The sequence below is a fragment of the Halobiforma lacisalsi AJ5 genome, from assembly GCF_000226975.2.
Lineage (GTDB): Archaea > Halobacteriota > Halobacteria > Halobacteriales > Natrialbaceae > Natronobacterium > Natronobacterium lacisalsi.
In genome coordinates, this window is the sequence record NZ_CP019285.1 from 1,697,944 (window position 1) to 1,713,475 (window position 15,532).

At 67.6% G+C, this 15,532-nt stretch carries 16 protein-coding genes and 1 pseudogene; 10 read left to right on the top strand and 7 right to left on the bottom strand.

Annotated elements, in window-relative coordinates; translation table 11 throughout:
* Positions 1-231 precede the first annotated feature (231 nt).
* The 3 genes from CHINAEXTREME_RS08070 to CHINAEXTREME_RS08080 all read left to right on the top strand — a co-directional run bounded on the left by CHINAEXTREME_RS08070 (position 232) and on the right by CHINAEXTREME_RS08080 (position 3,144).
* Positions 232-1,158: an ArsR/SmtB family transcription factor gene (locus tag CHINAEXTREME_RS08070; RefSeq protein WP_007140059.1), complete on the top strand. Its 927-nt coding sequence runs from the start codon at positions 232-234 to the stop codon at positions 1,156-1,158.
* Positions 1,159-1,310: 152 nt separating this feature from the next.
* Complete coding sequence (gene dnaG, locus CHINAEXTREME_RS08075; protein ID WP_007140058.1) at positions 1,311-2,795, top strand: DNA primase DnaG; 1,485 nt, start codon at positions 1,311-1,313, stop codon at positions 2,793-2,795.
* Positions 2,796-2,901: 106 nt separating this feature from the next.
* The gene (locus CHINAEXTREME_RS08080; protein ID WP_152423876.1) at positions 2,902-3,144 is read left to right on the top strand and encodes a hypothetical protein; all 243 of its coding nucleotides are present in this window, start codon (positions 2,902-2,904) and stop codon (positions 3,142-3,144) included.
* Between the two features lie 96 nt (positions 3,145-3,240).
* Here CHINAEXTREME_RS08080 and CHINAEXTREME_RS08085 read toward each other — a convergent pair whose 3' ends face one another.
* Entirely contained in the window at positions 3,241-4,578 is a 1,338-nt protein-coding gene (locus tag CHINAEXTREME_RS08085) for a DUF92 domain-containing protein (protein ID WP_007140056.1), read from the bottom strand.
* Positions 4,579-4,792: 214 nt separating this feature from the next.
* Here CHINAEXTREME_RS08085 and CHINAEXTREME_RS08090 point away from each other — a divergent pair, with 214 nt between their 5' ends.
* Positions 4,793-5,398: an undecaprenyl diphosphate synthase family protein gene (locus CHINAEXTREME_RS08090; protein ID WP_007140055.1), complete on the top strand. Its 606-nt coding sequence runs from the start codon at positions 4,793-4,795 to the stop codon at positions 5,396-5,398.
* Positions 5,399-5,442: 44 nt separating this feature from the next.
* Here the strand turns inward: CHINAEXTREME_RS08090 and CHINAEXTREME_RS08095 are convergent, their stop codons facing one another.
* The 6 genes from CHINAEXTREME_RS08095 to uppS all read right to left on the bottom strand — a co-directional run bounded on the left by CHINAEXTREME_RS08095 (position 5,443) and on the right by uppS (position 10,699).
* Positions 5,443-5,745 carry a hypothetical protein gene (locus tag CHINAEXTREME_RS08095; RefSeq protein WP_007140054.1) on the bottom strand — a complete coding sequence of 101 codons (303 nt, stop codon included), beginning with the start codon at positions 5,743-5,745 and terminating at the stop codon, positions 5,443-5,445.
* The gene (locus CHINAEXTREME_RS08100) at positions 5,746-6,018 is read right to left on the bottom strand and encodes a winged helix-turn-helix domain-containing protein (protein ID WP_007140053.1); all 273 of its coding nucleotides are present in this window, start codon (positions 6,016-6,018) and stop codon (positions 5,746-5,748) included.
* Positions 6,019-6,058: 40 nt separating this feature from the next.
* Positions 6,059-7,567, bottom strand: a complete 1,509-nt coding sequence (locus CHINAEXTREME_RS08105) for a molybdopterin-dependent oxidoreductase (RefSeq protein WP_007140052.1) — start codon at positions 7,565-7,567, stop codon at positions 6,059-6,061.
* A 4-nt stretch (positions 7,568-7,571) separates the two neighbouring features.
* Positions 7,572-7,961 carry a hypothetical protein gene (locus tag CHINAEXTREME_RS08110; RefSeq protein WP_007140051.1) on the bottom strand — a complete coding sequence of 130 codons (390 nt, stop codon included), beginning with the start codon at positions 7,959-7,961 and terminating at the stop codon, positions 7,572-7,574.
* Positions 7,962-8,261: 300 nt separating this feature from the next.
* The gene (locus CHINAEXTREME_RS08115) at positions 8,262-9,680 is read right to left on the bottom strand and encodes a hypothetical protein (RefSeq protein ID WP_007140050.1); all 1,419 of its coding nucleotides are present in this window, start codon (positions 9,678-9,680) and stop codon (positions 8,262-8,264) included.
* A gap of 74 nt (positions 9,681-9,754) precedes the next feature.
* Positions 9,755-10,699 (bottom strand): polyprenyl diphosphate synthase, encoded by a 945-nt coding sequence (gene uppS / locus CHINAEXTREME_RS08120; protein ID WP_007140049.1) that lies wholly within the window; start codon positions 10,697-10,699, stop codon positions 9,755-9,757.
* Positions 10,700-10,914: 215 nt separating this feature from the next.
* Between uppS and CHINAEXTREME_RS08125 the strand changes: the two genes are divergently transcribed.
* From CHINAEXTREME_RS08125 to lwrS, 6 genes and pseudogenes are all read left to right on the top strand, one after another.
* On the top strand, positions 10,915-11,319 hold the full coding sequence (locus CHINAEXTREME_RS08125) for a DUF5778 family protein (protein WP_007140048.1): 405 nt from the start codon (positions 10,915-10,917) through the stop codon (positions 11,317-11,319).
* 72 nt (positions 11,320-11,391) lie between these two features.
* Entirely contained in the window at positions 11,392-12,477 is a 1,086-nt protein-coding gene (gene ahbB, locus CHINAEXTREME_RS08130) for a siroheme decarboxylase subunit beta (protein ID WP_007140047.1), read from the top strand.
* Positions 12,474-13,162, top strand: a pseudogene (locus CHINAEXTREME_RS08135) (precorrin-2 dehydrogenase/sirohydrochlorin ferrochelatase family protein). The gene ahbB and the pseudogene CHINAEXTREME_RS08135 overlap by 4 nt, the downstream one beginning before the upstream one ends.
* A complete protein-coding gene (hemA, locus tag CHINAEXTREME_RS08140; RefSeq protein ID WP_007140045.1) occupies positions 13,159-14,580 on the top strand; it encodes a glutamyl-tRNA reductase in 1,422 nt (473 codons plus the stop codon). Before CHINAEXTREME_RS08135 ends, hemA begins: the two are co-directional and overlap by 4 nt.
* Before the next feature lie 118 nt (positions 14,581-14,698).
* Entirely contained in the window at positions 14,699-14,980 is a 282-nt protein-coding gene (locus CHINAEXTREME_RS08145) for a 4a-hydroxytetrahydrobiopterin dehydratase (protein ID WP_007140044.1), read from the top strand.
* 101 nt (positions 14,981-15,081) lie between these two features.
* A complete protein-coding gene (gene lwrS, locus CHINAEXTREME_RS08150; RefSeq protein WP_007140043.1) occupies positions 15,082-15,513 on the top strand; it encodes an LWR-salt protein in 432 nt (143 codons plus the stop codon).
* Positions 15,514-15,532: the final 19 nt, after the last annotated feature.

Here is a 15,532-nt window from a genome sequence, read left to right on the forward strand (position 1 = left end):
AACTGTTTCCCTTCAACCCAGACTATCGAAGACTATCTCCCATCGATCGGTCGCTCTCGAGATCGATCACGAAACGCCCGCCGAAGACGCCGAGAAACAGTCCCTTTCGTCACAGTGCCGGTGAGACGCAGCCTCGAGGCTTCTCGGGCCGTTTCTCGGCAAGCTAAAACCGCTCTTTCAGGTAGGAAAAGGAGTATAAGTGTTGGAGAGAAAACGAGTAGCGAATCCCATATGGCCCGTCTGTTTCCCTTCCGCTCGGAGACGTCCCCGCAGGAAGGGGCACCTCGCGTCGTCGACCTCGAGGGGGAGGACGCCGACGCGGTCTTTAGCGCCCTCTCCTCGACGACCGCCCGGGAGATCTACTCGCAACTCGACGACCAGCCCGGAACGCCCAGCGACGTCGCCGACGCGATCGACTCCTCGATCCAGAACGTTCGGTACCACCTCGAGAACTTAGAGGAGGCCGGCCTCGTCGAGGTCGTCGACACCTGGTACTCCTCGCGGGGGAACGAAATGAGCGTTTACGCGACGACCGACGGCCCGCTGATCGTCACCAGCGACGAGTCCAAAGCGAGTCAGTTGAAATCGGCGATCTCGCGGCTGATCGGCGGTATCGGAGCGCTAGCCGGCGGTAGTCTCCTCGTCCAGTACGGGCTCTCGAACTGGCTGATGCCCGGCCAGCGGGCGCGACCCGAAGGCGGTGCCGGCGGCGACGCAGCGGCCGTCGACGACCAGGCATCGGGCGACGAGTCGGCGGACAGATGGAACGGCGAAGCGGATGCCGATGCTGAAGCCGACGCCGACGGTGAGGCCGGAACTGACGACGCCGGCGACGACGTCGGCATCACGTCCCAGGAGGACGGCGCGGACGAAACCGAGGACGCCGAAGCCACCGGGGACAGTGGCGACATGGATGCGGCGGATGCACCCGATGCGGACGCGGACGCCGGCGGCGATCCGGACGTCTACGCGGACGACCCCGGAGCCTACAACGTCGACGATCCCGGCGTGTACGACGTCGACGCCGTCGCCGACGGCGGTGCGGACGCCATCTTCAACACGATCCCGCCGGGCGCGCTGTTCTTCCTCGGCGGACTCGTCGTGTTGCTCGCGGTGACCTGCTACTGGTACTGGTACCGGTACCGGCCGATGCACTGACAGATCGACCCCGTCGGACGACCCGACGCCTCGAGCGCGAATTTCCCCGGATGTCAACAGCTATTTGCCCGTCACGATTCTATCTTACATAAACCGATCTCGCGCGCGACCGCGCCTCTCGCGTCGCTGCCCCTCTCGGGGACGGATCTCCAATGGAAGACACCTCGAAATACCTCATTCACGCGGACGTCACGGCTGACGGGGTCGTCGAGCGGAGCGACGTCGTCGGCGCTATCTTCGGCCAGACGGAAGGCCTGCTCGGCGACGAACTCGATCTCCGGGACCTCCGCCAGTCCCAGAAAGTCGGTCGTATCGACGTCGAAATAGCGAGTACCGCGGGCCAGTCCCACGGCCACCTCACCATCGCGACCAGCCTCGACAAGGTCGAGACCGCGACGCTGGCTGCTGCCCTCGAGACGATCACCCGGGTCGGGCCCTGTCGGGCCGACCTCGAGGTCACCGAAATCGAGGATGTCCGGGCCGCAAAGCGCAAGGAGGTCGTCGAGCGTGCGAAGGAACTGCTCGAGACCGGATTCGACGACAGCGTGATGAGTTCCGAGGAGATCCTTGCGGAGGTCCGCCAGCACGTCCGCGTCGAGGACATCACCGAGTACGAGGGGCTCCCTGCCGGCCCGCGGGTGAGCGACAGCGACGCGATCATCGTCGTCGAGGGCCGCTCCGACGTGGTCACGCTGTTGAAGTACGGCATCAAAAACGCCATCGCGGTCGAGGGGACGAACGTCCCGGACGCCGTCGCGGAACTCACCCGTCACCGGACCGTGACCGCCTTCCTCGACGGCGACCGCGGCGGAGACCTCATTCTCGAGGAACTGGCCCAAGTCGGCGACGTCGACTACGTCGCGTTCGCGCCGTCGGGCGAATCCGTCGAGGACCTCGACCACCACCAGCTGTTCACCGCGCTCCGGAACAAGGTGCCATACGACACCGTTTCGGGACTGAACGAGCCCCGGGAAGCCATCGCGGCCACCGACGGGAGCACGACGCCGGCTCCGACCACAGGTGAAGCGGATGCGGAGCCGTCGAGGGCCGAATCGACGCGTTCGGCGGAGGGGACCGCCGACGGCGAGACGGAGGCCAACACGGAGTTCGCCACCCCGACCTCCCGCCAGCCGTCGACGGTCGGTGCTCGCCACGGCGGCGACGCATCGGTCGGCTCCGAGAGCGGCGTCCACGAGGACCGATCGTCGATGGAGACGACGGAGACGACGGAAACGACGGAAACGACGGAGTCGCCGGCTGGTACCGAGGACGAAGGAAAGGCGGATGACACGGTCGAGACGACACCCGAAACCGTCTACGGACACGCGAACGAGGTCGTTCGGGACGGCACCGATCGGGTCCGGTTCCTGGACGCCGACGGTGACGCCCTCGAGGAGGCGGACGCGAACGACGCGTATGACGCCCTGGACGACCTCGAGACGGTTCCGACGACGGTGCTCCTCGATGGTATCCTGAGCCAGCGGCTGCTCGATCTGGCGGCGGACCGCGGGGTCGATCGCATCGTCGCCCGTTCGCTGGGACAGTTCACGAAGCGGCCGACGAGCGTGCGGATCCACGCGGTCGACGACATCGCTGCGGAGGCGCCGGCCACGGGCGGCGACTCCGACGACGGCTGACGCGAACCGCTACCGCTGTGTCACCTGTTCGCTCGTGACTCGAGAACCGTTCGCCTACCGATTCCGGTTCGAGAGGTTGATAGCTCGTCGGGATCGACCGCCGACTATGTCACCACCACCGGCGGCGGCATGGCTGTTTCTCGGCGCATGGATTCTCATGACGTTCGCGGTGACGAACGCCGCTGGCGGGACGCAGCGACGGTCGCTCGAGGAGCGGCCGGTTCGGACGCCCTCCAGCGAGGACCGAGACCCGGCGACGTCCCCGAACTCGAACTCGAACTCGAACTCGAGCGAGTGCACGGGCCAACGACGCTCCGGGGAGGGTGTCGGGAGGCCGGCGGACGACTGACGACTGGGGATCGGCGACTGGCGACTGGGGATCGGCGACTGGGGATCGGCGACTGGCGACTGACAACTGAGCGGAAGCAACGCGCACGACTGCTCGTCACCCGAACGCCGCGAACGAGACGACGAGCAGCGCGGCGACCACCGCGCCCGACAGCGTCGCCAGGAAGTTCACGCTCTGGTTGCCGAGCAGCCGTCCCTCGAGCGTCGCCCCGAGGAGGCTGTCGACGGTCATTCCGACGAAGCCGGCCGCGACCACGATAGCCGCGCCGACGGTATCGACCTCGGGGAACAGCCAGAAGGAGATCCCGGCCACGACAGTCGCGCCCGCGAGACCGGCCAGTTCCCCCTGCCAGGTGACGCCGCCGTCGGTCCCCGGTTCCACGGGCTCTAAGGTCGTGATCAGCCGAGGCGTCTCGAAGACGCTCCCGATTTCGCTCGAGAGCGTGTCGCTCATCGCGGTCGCTACCGAGCCGGTGAAGGCGAACAGGAACAGGTGTGGGTCGGGATCCGCGGGCAGCAGCGTCGCCGAACTGGCGGCGTATCCGAGCACGGCGGCGAGCGCGACGGCAGCGTTCCCCAACACGTTGCCGCTGCCGCGTGCGCCGTCGTTGTCCTCGGCGACGCCGAGGTCCCGTTTCCGCTCGTAGCGGAATTTCGTCGCGAGGCCGCCGATCCCGAAGAACGAGATGAGGACGACGAACCAGCCGTACCCCCCGAGAACGATCGTCAACAGCCCCAGGAGGACGCCGGTGAGCATCCCCGCCACGGAGGCGGTCTCGAGCGCGTAGGAGACGTACCCGAGCGCGACGGTGACCGCGAGGGCGGCGACGATCTCGACGGCCCCGAGTGCCGGCTCGAGTTCCGCGAGCAGCCACAGGAGGAGGCCGACCGAGAGCATGACCACGGGGTCGTCGTAGAGCAACAACACGGTGCGCAGCAGGGCGGCGAGGAGCGCGCCGCTGGCCGCGAGGAAGACGACCCGTGGGAGCGCCGATTCGACGGCTGCGACGGACGCGTCGACCGCGAGGGTTCCGGACTGACCGACGACGCCTGCGGCCGTCGCCGCGACCGAGAAGCCGATCACGTGGGCCACGTCGTCGTCCGTTCGCAGGCGGACGGCCTGCTCGCCGAGGTTTCCGTAGCCGACGAGGAAAACGGTCCCGACGAAGATGGCCGTCGACATCGCGGTCCCGACTGCGAGCAGCCCCAGGGCGACGCCCGCGAGGACGAACGTGAGCAGGCCGTAGAGGCGCCCGTCCTCGTAGTCCCCCGGGTAGGCGAGGAGATCGAAGAGGGGCCCGTCGGTGACGACGAACGCGCCGAGCAACAACGCAGCGGCGAGTGCCCCCGCCACCTCGGGTCCGAAGAGCGGAACGGCAAGCGACAGCGTACAGAGTGCCGCGAAGACGCCGGCTCGCCGAACGGGTGCTGTCACGATATCGGTCTCTTTCTGTCGGCTTTACTTGAAGGTTCCCGAACTCGTATCGACCGGGTTTTCGGGCGACAGCGCCGTCCTGTCGGGGCTTTCTGTCCTGACTACGAGGGCAGATTCACACGCTCGAGTGCGCCGAGTGCGCCGAGAGCGTCGAGGCCGGAGTCGAGTGGCAAAGAACGTAACGCGTATGATACCGGGCAGGATATCCGGCGGTGTGGGTCTGTACGAACGCTACCTCGCCCTCCGGATTCGCCGCCACGAGGCCGATCCCCCCGACCACGTCGCTCTGGTCATCACCGAACGCGACCTGCTCGAGGACGGGGCCTACGGGACGCTGGCGGACTTCTTCGAGTGGGCGACCGAGTACGCCTCGCTGGTGACCGTCTACGTGAGCGTCCTCGACTCCGAGGCGGTCCCCGCCCTGCGGCGCGAACTCGAGACGATCGACGCCCCGCGGGAGGTGGCCGTTCGTGGCCCCGACGACCGGGCGCCCGCGGACGCGCCGATCCGGGTCGGGATCGGGCTGGGTGGCAAACACGAGTTTACCAGTGCAGTGCGGACGCTGGCGGAAAGCGTCGACGAGGGCACCCTCGAGCCCGAGGAGATCGACGACGAGGCGGTCGAACAGCACCTCGTCTTCCCCTCCGAGCCCGATCTCGTCATCAAGACCGGCGCGGAGCGACTCTCCGATTTCATGATCTGGCAGTCGGTTTACTCGGAACTGTACTTCACCGACGTCAACTGGCGGGACTTCCGCAAGCGGGACTTCCTGCGGGCGGTTCGGGAGTACTGTAACCGGTCGCGGCGGTTCGGGCGCTAGTCGATCCTCGACCCGGCGTCGTGCCCCGACGTCGTGCCCCGACGTCACTTCGCGGTGACGTACGTCAGGAACGCCAGCGCGACGGTCTGGAAGGCCCGAAGGGTTGCGACCGACTGCTGGACGCCCGGCGAGTCGGCGTAGAGCATCCCGCTGCTGAAGAAGAAATAGATCGCGACGATGTTCTCGAGCAGCATCGCGACCCCGAACACGGCCAGCCCTGCGGTCATCTCGGAACCGAAGGTCCGGTAGTTTCGGATCCAGATGACCGTCAGCACCGCAAGGAGGAGTACGTTCGCTCCCGAGAGGAGGGTCGCGACCATCAACCAGGGACCCATCGCGGTCTCCATTCACATCGCCTCCAGGACGGTTTCGAACTCCTCGCGGTGTCGCTCGAACCGGTCGGTGAGGAAGTACAGTTTCCCGTACTCGTCGCCGCCGGACTCGATCACGTCGTGTTCCTGTAGCATATCGAGGTGGTGTCTTATCGTGTTGTAATCGACGTCGAGGCACTCCGCGAGTTGATTGGCGTTCCGGGGTCGCTCGTCGAGGGCGGCGATGATGCGTGCACGGTTCTCACCGCCGCGGGTTCCGACGAGGAGGTACCAGAGTGCCTTCTCCATCCGTGCGTGCCCTCGTAACGAGGCACTATGAGTCCGGCGGTCATCCGTTTACCGTCCTGCTGACCCACCCCGTTGCGCCGCTGGGGAACGCCTCCGATCGCTCCTCGGGTTGGAGCTCCCCCTCGCCGTCGGTCGCCCGTACCACGACCTCGTGGCTCCCGTCCGGGTCGAACACGTAGCGCCACTGCCGCCACACGTCGTCGCCCGGAAGCGGTTCCGAGAGCTCGGCGTCCTCCCAGCTGTCGCCGCCGTCCGTCGACACCTCGACGCGTTCGATGCCGCGGGTCCCCGCGTAGGCGTGGCCAGCCACCTCGATCGTCCCGTCGTCCAGCACGGTGTCGCTCCAGAGTTTGGCGACCGTGTTCACCGGGCCGGTGCCGTGCCAGCCACGCTGCTCCCAGTAGCCGTCCATCTCCTCGTTCAGCAGTTCGATCTCCTGGAGCCACTTGACGTTCGTCTCTCCCCAGTGACCCGGGATCAGCACGCGAACCGGGTAGCCGTGGGACTGGGGGAGCGACCGCCCGTTCATTCCCCACGCGAGGAAGCCGTCCTCGAGGGCTTCGATCGGGAACTGGACGAAGTAATCGTCCGCCGCGTGGAGCATCGCACACCCGCACTCGCCTTCGGGGTCGGCCTCCTCGAGGAGCGGCTCGATCGGCGTTCCGGTCCAGACGGCGGTGTCTAGCTTTTCGCCGTTCAGGTCCTCGCCGACGCACCGGAGGGTCACGAACCGGCGCTCGGTCGGCATCTGCGTCAACTCGTCGAACGTGATCGTGGTGTCGTCGCCGACCTCCCCGGTGACGGTCATCGACCAGTCGTCGGGCGAGAGTTCCGGATCGAACTCCGCGATGTCGACGTTGTAGAACTCGTCGAACGTACTCACGAGCCCCGGGACGTCGCCCTCGATGTCGAGGGCGTTCGCCTCGGCTTGCTCCATCATCGTGGTGTCCTCGTCCCCGTCGTCCGTCGTTTCGCTCACGCTTCCCCCCTCGATCTCCTCGAGGGGTTCGCCGCCGGCGGTGTCGTCGTCGGCAGTCAGTCGACGGAAACCGAAAGCCGTGGCGAGGAAGGCCAGCGCGCTCACGCCCGAAACGAGTGCGCGCCGCCGCGACGGGTCGTGTTCGGGAGCGGCGACGGGCGTCGCACCGAGGGCGGTAAACGCCAGCACGGGCACCCCGACACCGAGCGCGAGCAGCGGCTCGGCCGTGATCGAGGCCGTCAGCCCCCACGCGGCGACGCCGGCCAGGCCGACGCCGACCGCCGGTCGGTCCAGTCGCCGAGCGACGCGGAGTCCCAGGACTGCGACGCCGGCCAGCAGCCCGACCGCGATGGCGAACGAAAGCGCGATGTGGAGGAGATGCGCCCGTTCGCCGACGTTCTGTATCATCCAGGCGACGATCGGGCCCGGCGTGGCCCTGACGACGGCGTCGTCGATCGGGGCGACCAGGAACTCGCGGGAGTAGCCCGTCACCGCGTAGGAGCCGGCGACGCCGGTCAGGCCGGCGAGGGCCGCGAAGACGACCTCCTCGCGGGATGGAGCGGTCGTCATCGGGTCACCTCATTCCCCCGGAGACCACGGGGCAGTTGACGGTCGCGGTGTCGGTCTCGAGGACGGTCACATCGGTCGCCGACTCGAGGTCAGAAACGTCCCCGAACTCCTCGTTATCGTAGACGCTGACCGTCCACAGCGGCGAGTACCCCTCGTCCTCCGGGAGCGAGGCGGCGACGTTGTGGGTCTGTTCGCTCATCTCCTCGGTCATGAACCCGGGCTGTGGCCCGCCGCCGTCCTCGTCTGGGTTCACGTCGAACGAGACGTAGATCGGCGAAGTCGGAACGCCGTCGGAGCCGTTACCGTCGCGTCCCAGACAGCCTGCCAGTGTGATATCCGTCGTACCACTGACGCTCTGTCGGAGCCGTCGCCGCGTCGTATCGGTCTCGAACATACCGACTGAGCGGACGGGAACACCGGGAAAGTAGATTTTTCAAGAACCGGTCCAACTCCCACCGGTCTCGGCCCACATTCGTTCTAGATTTCGTCCGGATTCGTGCGGCTTCGACGGGGGTCGTTCGCCCGCACCCGGCGCTCGTGACGGTTCCCGCCGTCGCCCGCGCGAGCCCACGGCCACCAATACGCTCGCGAGCAGTACGGGGGAGCGGCCTCCGTTCGCCGCGCTCGAGTCGCTCGGGGCCTAATGATCGGTCGGGCGAACCGTCCGATCTCCTCGCGGCCGACAGCCCGTTTTTCACTCCAGGAGCCGACGACCGACCAACGACAGCACGACGGTTGCTGTCGCCGCGGCGACTGCGACGATGCCGAATCCCGGAACGTCGTCGGCCGGTTCCTCCGCCGTTTCGCCGGCCCCTGGTTCCGTCGGCGACCGATTCTCGGTACCGTCGTTCGTCCCGTCCGCTTTCCCGTCGCTATTCTCGGCTGCGGGAACTACGGCGGCCGGCGATCCGATCGGGTAGGTCGACTCGACCGCAGCGTGTTCGCGCTCGAGGTGGACGTGGATCTCCTCGTCGACCGGCAGGGCCGGTCGGCCGTTTTCACCGGGAATCCGCAACGTTTCGGTCGAACGGTCTGGTTTCGGCTCGAGGCCCGCGCTGTAGTACAGTTGCTCCCGATCCGGACCGGTCACCAGGATCGCTCCGCCGTGGGAGGTCCCGACCTCGAGGGTCAACTCGCGGGCCGGTTCGCCGTCGACGGTCGTTTCGGTTACCTCGTCTACCTCGACGGACGCCCACGGCTCCCGTACGACCCCGGCATAAGAGTCGACGACGTCACCATCGTAGTGTAACTCGAGTTCGTACTCGGATCCGGGTTCGACGTCGTCGAGGTCCGCCGAGAACCCGTGGTGGTCGGACCAAGGGACCGACGTCACGGGAACGGTGCGGGTCTCCGTTCCGTTCTCGCCGTCGAGCTCGAGGCGGATCTCGGGTTCGTCGTCCCCGTCGCCGGGGACGTTGATTTCGACCTCCCGTCGCAGTTCTTCGGTCGGGAGCGGGTCGCCGCTCGAGAGATGGAGCACGTCGGCTTTCGACCCGTAAAATTCCACGGCCTCGTCCATCGGGTACGGCCTGTGCGTCGACCCGAGCGCGATCCCGTACCTGTCTCGGTACGAGACGGACCCATCGGCGGCAGCCGGGATCGCGGGATCGACGACGAGGTAGGTCACGCTCGCGTTTCGATACGCTGTGGTGTTTTCGGGTCCGAGCCGTCTCTCGGTCGGGAGCGTTTCCGGAGTGAAGTTCGTCTGGAAGAGGCGAAGGCCGCCCTCGCTCTCCTCCTCGAGCGAGTCGAAAAACCGCTCGGTAGACGACGTCCCCGCGTCCGAACCGTCGGAGTCGTTGGCCGGTTCGTGGTGGGACGCCAACCGCTCGTCGTCGATCGCCACGACCAGCGTCTCGCGCTCGAGCATCACGGTCGCGTTTTCGATCGATCCGTCCGCTATTTCACGTTCGATGTCGTCGGCGCTTTGCAGGTCCTCGCCGTCGACGTCCGCTGCGCGATAGAACGTGACGGACGCCGACGCGTTTGCCTCGGTCGTATCGGCGGTTGCAGTCCCGGCAGGACTGGCAACGGCAGGAACCGGTCCGAGAATTACGACGGCGGCGAGACCGAGCAGGAGGACGACCGCGGCCTGGAGGGCGGGGTTACGCATGGTCGATAATTCCTCCCTGCTGATATAATAGTCCGGGCTTCTCGAGCGCGGCCGGCCACTGCGCCGTCAATCCGTCAGTCGGCGATCGGTTCGCCCTCGAGGTCGCCGTCCTCGCCGACCGGGAACTCGTCCTCGGCGGGCCGTTCGCCGGTCGGCAGCGAGTCCCGGAACCGGTCGACGACCGAGCGGGCCTCGGGGAGTTCCGTGTCGCTCAGCGCGCCCAGCAGGGCGAGCGCCCGACGCGCCCGCGTGCGCCGCCAGGACTCTTCCCGGTGCTCGTAGGTGCGGATCCCCCGGAGGAAGTCAGCCTTCGAGAACTCGGGCCAGTAGGGGGTACAGAAGAAGACGGCCGCCTCGTTGCCGTTCGCGTGCCACGGCAGGAAGTTCGAGGTTCGCTCGTCGCCGCCGGTCCGGATGATCAGGTCGACGTCTCGGACCGGCTGGTCGTACAGCCGCCGTTCGATCGTCTCGACGTCGATCTCTTCGGGCTCGAGCTCGCCCGCATCGACTTCGGTCGCGACGTCGCGGGCGGCCTCGAGCAGCCGGGAGCGGCCGCCGTAGGCGAGGGCGATGTTGAGCACGAATCGGTCGTAGTCGCTGGTGCGCCGTTCGGCGTAGTCGACGGCCTCCTGGACGCGCTCGGGGAGCATCTCGATCTCGCCGATCGCGCGGATCCCGACCTCGTTCTCGTGGACCCGGTCGGCGTCGGCGAACTCGCGGAGTTTCTCACAGAGGAGGTCGAACAGCTCTTCGTTCTCCTCGTCGGGCCGTTCGAAGTTTTCCGTGGAGAAGGCATACAGCGTCAGTTCTTCGACGCCGACGTCCTGGCACCACTCGAGGACGCGCTCGGTCGTCTGTGCCCCCGCACGGTGGCCCTCGGGGGCGTCGCCGCCCCGCCGACGGGCGTACCGGCGGTTTCCGTCCTGGATCACCGCGACGTGGGTCGGTGCACCGGAGATCTCTCTCGAAAGGACCCGCTCGTAAATCGCGTCGGCGCGCTGACGGAGCCACCGCTTCATCGGCCGAAAGGAAGGGACCGACGACTATGTGTTTTGCGTGTTACTTTCCGCCAATGAGACGGGTCGACAGGGTCATTGCGGTACGTACGCGGTGTCCGTGTCGTGGTCGACGATCGCTGGCAGCCTCCCGGGGCCGGTAATACACCCGTCATACGGCCCACAACCCCCTGGATCGAATCGTGACGGCTATCCGTGCGGCGGTTCTCGTATCGACAATGCCAGACACGATCGACGACGACCTCTATCAGCGGACGAAGGCACTGCTCGAGCCCGGCGAGATCGATCTCAACGGCGCGATCGTCCACACCGACTATGACGGGCAGGACGACGTCAAGATGATGCAGGCGACGATCGACGTCGGGGACGTCATCGCCGAACACTCCGGCTACGATCCGACCGACTGTTTCGTCTACTCGGGCAACGACGACCCCGATTTCTCCTCCAACCAGCACCAGGGGCTCACCCTCGACGACGAGGAGTTCGTCTGGGAGTGTCAGCAGCTGCTGCGCGAGGGGAGCTTCGACATCGTCGTCTACTACCGGGCCAGCGCGGACCACGAGGCGATCCTCGAGGACGTTCGCGAGATGGGCTTCGACGTGACTGGCGTCGAGGGCGACTGAGGACGGACAGCCGTCTCCCACGCCGCTGGAGTCGCCGGGCCGTTTTTAGGTACCGCCTCCCGAGGGGCGCGTATGGACACGGACGTCGCCCTCGGCGAGCGCGAGCGGGCGGTCGTCAACGCCTTCCAGGGCGGGTTCCCGGTCGCGCCACGGCCGTTCGAACCCGCTGCAGCCGCCCTCCGGGACCGGGGTGTCGACGTCTCCGCGGGGGAGTTACTCGAGACGATCCGCTACTTAGAGGAGCGGGACGTCCTCTCCCGGTTCGGGCCGCTGATCGACGCGGAGGCGATCGGCGGGACCGCAGTCCTGGCCGCGACGTCGGCACCCGACGACAGGGTCGACGAGATCGCGGAGACGATCAACGCCCGCCGCGAGGTGGCCCACAACTACGAACGCGATCACCCGGAACTCAACCTCTGGTTCGTCGTCTCGGTCGCGGACGCGGACCGCGTTCCGGAGGTGCTGGCCGGGATCGAGGCCGAGACCGGCCGCGAGACGTACGCGATGCCCAAGCGACGGGAGTTCGAACTCGAGGCGCGGTTTCCGGTCGACGGGCCGCTGTCGGACGAGTCGCTCGAGATCGGTCCGGGGGCGGACGAGCCCAGTCCGGGCGCGTCGCCCGCGGACGCCTCGAGCCCCCTCTCGCCTGCGGAACGCGACCTCGTTCTCGAGGTACAGGACGGACTGCCGCTCTCGGAAACACCCTACGCGGACGTCGCCGCCGCCGTCGACCGCGACCCGGACTGGGTTCGCGAGACGATCCGACGGTTCGACCGCGAGGGGAAGATCCGCCGGGTGGGCGTCGTGCCGAATCACTACGCGCTCGGGTACACGGTAAACGGGATGACGGTCTGGGACGTCCCCGACGACCTCGTCTCCGAGGTCGGGTCGGCCGTCGCGTCGCTTCCGTTCGTCACCCACTGCTACGAGCGGCCGCGCCACGAGGGCGTCTGGTCGTACAACCTCTTCGCGATGGTCCACGGTCGCTCCGAAGGGGAGTGTCGACGGCGGATCGAGCGTGTCCGCGAGACCGTCGCCGAGTACGACGACGTACGCGAGGACGACTGGGAGACGCTCTTTTCAACGCGAATCTTGAAGAAGACGGGGATTCGACTGACCGAACGCGTCGAAGCGAACACGCGACCCGACACGACATGATCCCCCTCGGCCACGACTTCACTGACGCGACGGTGCTCGTCTTCGGCGGCGGCCAGGTCGGCGCGCGGAAGGCCCGCCGGTTCGCTCGCGAAGCGGAGGTGATCGTCGTCAGCCCGGCGTTTACGGACGCGTTCGAGGTGTTGGAGAGGGGGGACGGCGGTACCGATCGCTCAGGTACCGTCCGCCGTATCCGGGCCGCACCCGATCCCGACGACGTCGGCGACTGGCTCGAGCGGACGACTCCGGCCCTCGTCGTCGCGGCGACCGACGACGAGCCGCTCAACGACGCGATCGGGGAGGCCGCGCGCGAGCGTGGCGCGCTCGTGAACAGAGCCGATCGATCCGGAACGGGCGACGGCGATCCCGGGCGCGTCGTCGTTCCGGCGACGGTCAGGGAGGATCCCGTCGTCGTCGCGGTCGCCACCGGCGGGACCGCCCCCGCCGCGAGGAGACCCTGGCGGGCGCCGGTGAGATGGCGACGCTCTGTGGAGAATTGCGGACGGAACTGCGATCGCGGGGGGTGGGGCCGGAGCGGCGACGGGAGGTGGTTACCGACGTCACCAGATCGCCGGAAGTTTGGACAACTTTACGTAGGGGAGACTCCAACCGCCAGCAAGTGATCGAGGACGTGCTCGGCGAGCAACTCGACGACACCGGAACGGGGACGGGAGGTGACCGGGAGTGACGGGTACCGGCGTCGTCAGCGCAGCGCGGGTCACCCACGACAGCGGTAGCGTCGACGACCTCGCGGACGCCAGCCCCGACGCGCAACGCGACGCGGTTGCCGACCTCTGCTCGCTGCCGGAGATCGACGAAGCGTACGTCCTCTCGACGTGTAACCGGGTCGAGGCCTACGTCGTCGGTCCCGACGCAGCGGTCGGACGGGCCGCACTCGAGGAGTTCTTCGCCCCCGTCGACGACGCCGCGATCGTCAGGACCGGCCACGACGAGAGCCTTCGACACCTCCTGCGGGTCGCGGCCGGCCTCGAGTCGGTCGTGCTCGGGGAAGACCAGATTATGGGCCAGGTCCGTGACGCCTACGAGGACGCTCGTGACGCCGGCGGGATCGGCCCGATGCTCGACCCCGCCGTCACGAAGGCGATCCACGTCGGGGAGCGTGCCCGCACCGAGACCGAGATCAACGAAGGCGTCGTCTCCCTGGGTTCGGCGGCGACGCGACTCGCCGCCAAGGAACGCGACCTTGAGGGTGCGGACGCGCTGGTCGTCGGCGCGGGCGAGATGGGACGGCTCGCCGCGCGGAGCCTCGCCGACGCCGGCGTCGCGCAGTTGTCGGTCGCGAACCGGACGCTGGCGCGAGCCGAAGCGCTCGCGGAGAAACTGGCGGGCGACGCCGACGACGACGGGTACGGGGACGAGGACACCGAAACCAGCGCACTTTCCCTCGAATCGGTGCCGTCGGCCGCACCCGAAGCCGACATCGTCGTCGCGGCGACGGGAAGCGACGAACCGGTGATCGAACCCGGACATCTCTCGGATTCGGAACCGACGGCGGAGGCGGAGGCGGAGACGGAGGCCGACGTCGAACGCGTCGTCGTCGACCTCGGCCAACCCCGCGATGTCGCGCCCGCCGCGGCCGACCTCCCGACGGTGGCCGTCTACGACCTCGACGACCTCGAGTCGGTCACCGAACGGACCAGACGGCAGCGGGCCGAGGCGGCCCGCGAGGTCGAGGGGATCGTCGAACGGGAGTTCGACCTCCTCCTCGAACAGTACAAGCGGGCGCGGGCCGACGAGGCCATCGCCGCGATGTACGAGTCCGCCGAACGGATCAAGCAACGCGAACTCGAGAAGGCGCTGTCCAGGCTCGACGACGACCTCTCTCCCTCCCAGCGCGAAGTCGTCGAGTCGATGGCGGATACGCTGGTGTCCCAACTGCTCGCCCCGCCGACGACGAGCCTGCGGGAGGCGGCGGCCGAGGACGACTGGGAGACGATCCACACCGCCCTACAGCTGTTCGATCCGCACTTCGGCGACGACGTCGAGGTCGCGGCCCTGCTCGACGCGGGTGCGAACGCGATGGAGTCGGAGGGCGAGGCCGAGACCGCGGGCACGGACCTCATCCACGTGACCGACGACGATTGATACGAACGACCCCGACGCGTTGTCGGTTCTGACGGCTGTTTCCTGCCGGTTCGACTTAATTGTCGGCCGGGACGACCTTGGCATAATCGTTATCTGGTTGGCTTGCGTTGACACGGATATGGCCGACCTACTCTCAGACGACGAGATCGACGCACAACTACCCGACGAGTGGACTCGAGACGGCGACGAAATCGTCCGTACCTACGAGTTCGACGACTACCTTCACGGGGTCAATTTCGCGCAGATGGTCGGCGAGATCGCGGAATCGCAGTTCCACCACCCGGAGATCGTCATCCGGTACAAGGAGGTCGAGATCCGGCTGACCTCCCACGAGGAGGGTGGCATTACCGATCAGGACGTCGAGATGGCCGAACTGATCGAGTCCGAGCGCGAGGCCTGAGCGGCGACGGGAACCGTTCGAGGGGGCTCGAGGGAAGTCCCCGTCGCGACCGGGCGATGCCGGCGAAACGCACACCCGCACCGATCTAGTACACTGTACCCATGCACGCCAGCTACGTCTTCCGCGTCACCGTCCGCCTCGAGAGCGAAGCGCCGTCGGTCTCGATCGATCCGGCGTCGGCCCGGACCGAACTCACCGTCCACCGGGATGCGCCCGAACCGGGGGCCGACGGCTGGCTGTTCTTCCGGACCACGCTCTGGCGGGGCGACGTCGCCGACGAGGAGTACGCGCGACGGCTCGCGGCCGAGTGGCTCGGCGGCGACGACGCCGACCCGGCGGGGACCGACGCCGCAGGCGGGCTCCCCTTCGAGGTCGAATCCGTCGCCTTCAGCGAACTCCGGACCGACGAGGCCTACTACGAGGCGTTCAAACGCGAGATCGCGGCCGATCTCGAGACGTTCAACGCCGAGCACGTCTCGGAAGTGCTCTCGAAGTATCTCGGCTCGAGCATCCGGGTGACCGACGGCTCGTGATCGACGGCAGTGCCCTCGA

What these genes read in the sequence shown, in the direction of transcription:
- CHINAEXTREME_RS08070 (WP_007140059.1), top strand. Translation starts at nt 232, where the DNA reads ATGGCCCGTCTGTTTCCCTTCCGCTCGGAGACGTCCCCGCAGGAAGGG.
- dnaG (WP_007140058.1), top strand. Translation starts at nt 1,311, where the DNA reads ATGGAAGACACCTCGAAATACCTCATTCACGCGGACGTCACGGCTGAC.
- CHINAEXTREME_RS08080 (WP_152423876.1), top strand. Translation starts at nt 2,902, where the DNA reads ATGTCACCACCACCGGCGGCGGCATGGCTGTTTCTCGGCGCATGGATT.
- CHINAEXTREME_RS08095 (WP_007140054.1), bottom strand. Translation starts at nt 5,745, where the DNA reads ATGGAGACCGCGATGGGTCCCTGGTTGATGGTCGCGACCCTCCTCTCG.
- CHINAEXTREME_RS08100 (WP_007140053.1), bottom strand. Translation starts at nt 6,018, where the DNA reads ATGGAGAAGGCACTCTGGTACCTCCTCGTCGGAACCCGCGGCGGTGAG.
- CHINAEXTREME_RS08105 (WP_007140052.1), bottom strand. Translation starts at nt 7,567, where the DNA reads ATGACGACCGCTCCATCCCGCGAGGAGGTCGTCTTCGCGGCCCTCGCC.
- CHINAEXTREME_RS08110 (WP_007140051.1), bottom strand. Translation starts at nt 7,961, where the DNA reads ATGTTCGAGACCGATACGACGCGGCGACGGCTCCGACAGAGCGTCAGT.
- CHINAEXTREME_RS08115 (WP_007140050.1), bottom strand. Translation starts at nt 9,680, where the DNA reads ATGCGTAACCCCGCCCTCCAGGCCGCGGTCGTCCTCCTGCTCGGTCTC.
- uppS (WP_007140049.1), bottom strand. Translation starts at nt 10,699, where the DNA reads ATGAAGCGGTGGCTCCGTCAGCGCGCCGACGCGATTTACGAGCGGGTC.
- CHINAEXTREME_RS08125 (WP_007140048.1), top strand. Translation starts at nt 10,915, where the DNA reads ATGCCAGACACGATCGACGACGACCTCTATCAGCGGACGAAGGCACTG.
- ahbB (WP_007140047.1), top strand. Translation starts at nt 11,392, where the DNA reads ATGGACACGGACGTCGCCCTCGGCGAGCGCGAGCGGGCGGTCGTCAAC.
- CHINAEXTREME_RS08145 (WP_007140044.1), top strand. Translation starts at nt 14,699, where the DNA reads ATGGCCGACCTACTCTCAGACGACGAGATCGACGCACAACTACCCGAC.
- lwrS (WP_007140043.1), top strand. Translation starts at nt 15,082, where the DNA reads ATGCACGCCAGCTACGTCTTCCGCGTCACCGTCCGCCTCGAGAGCGAA.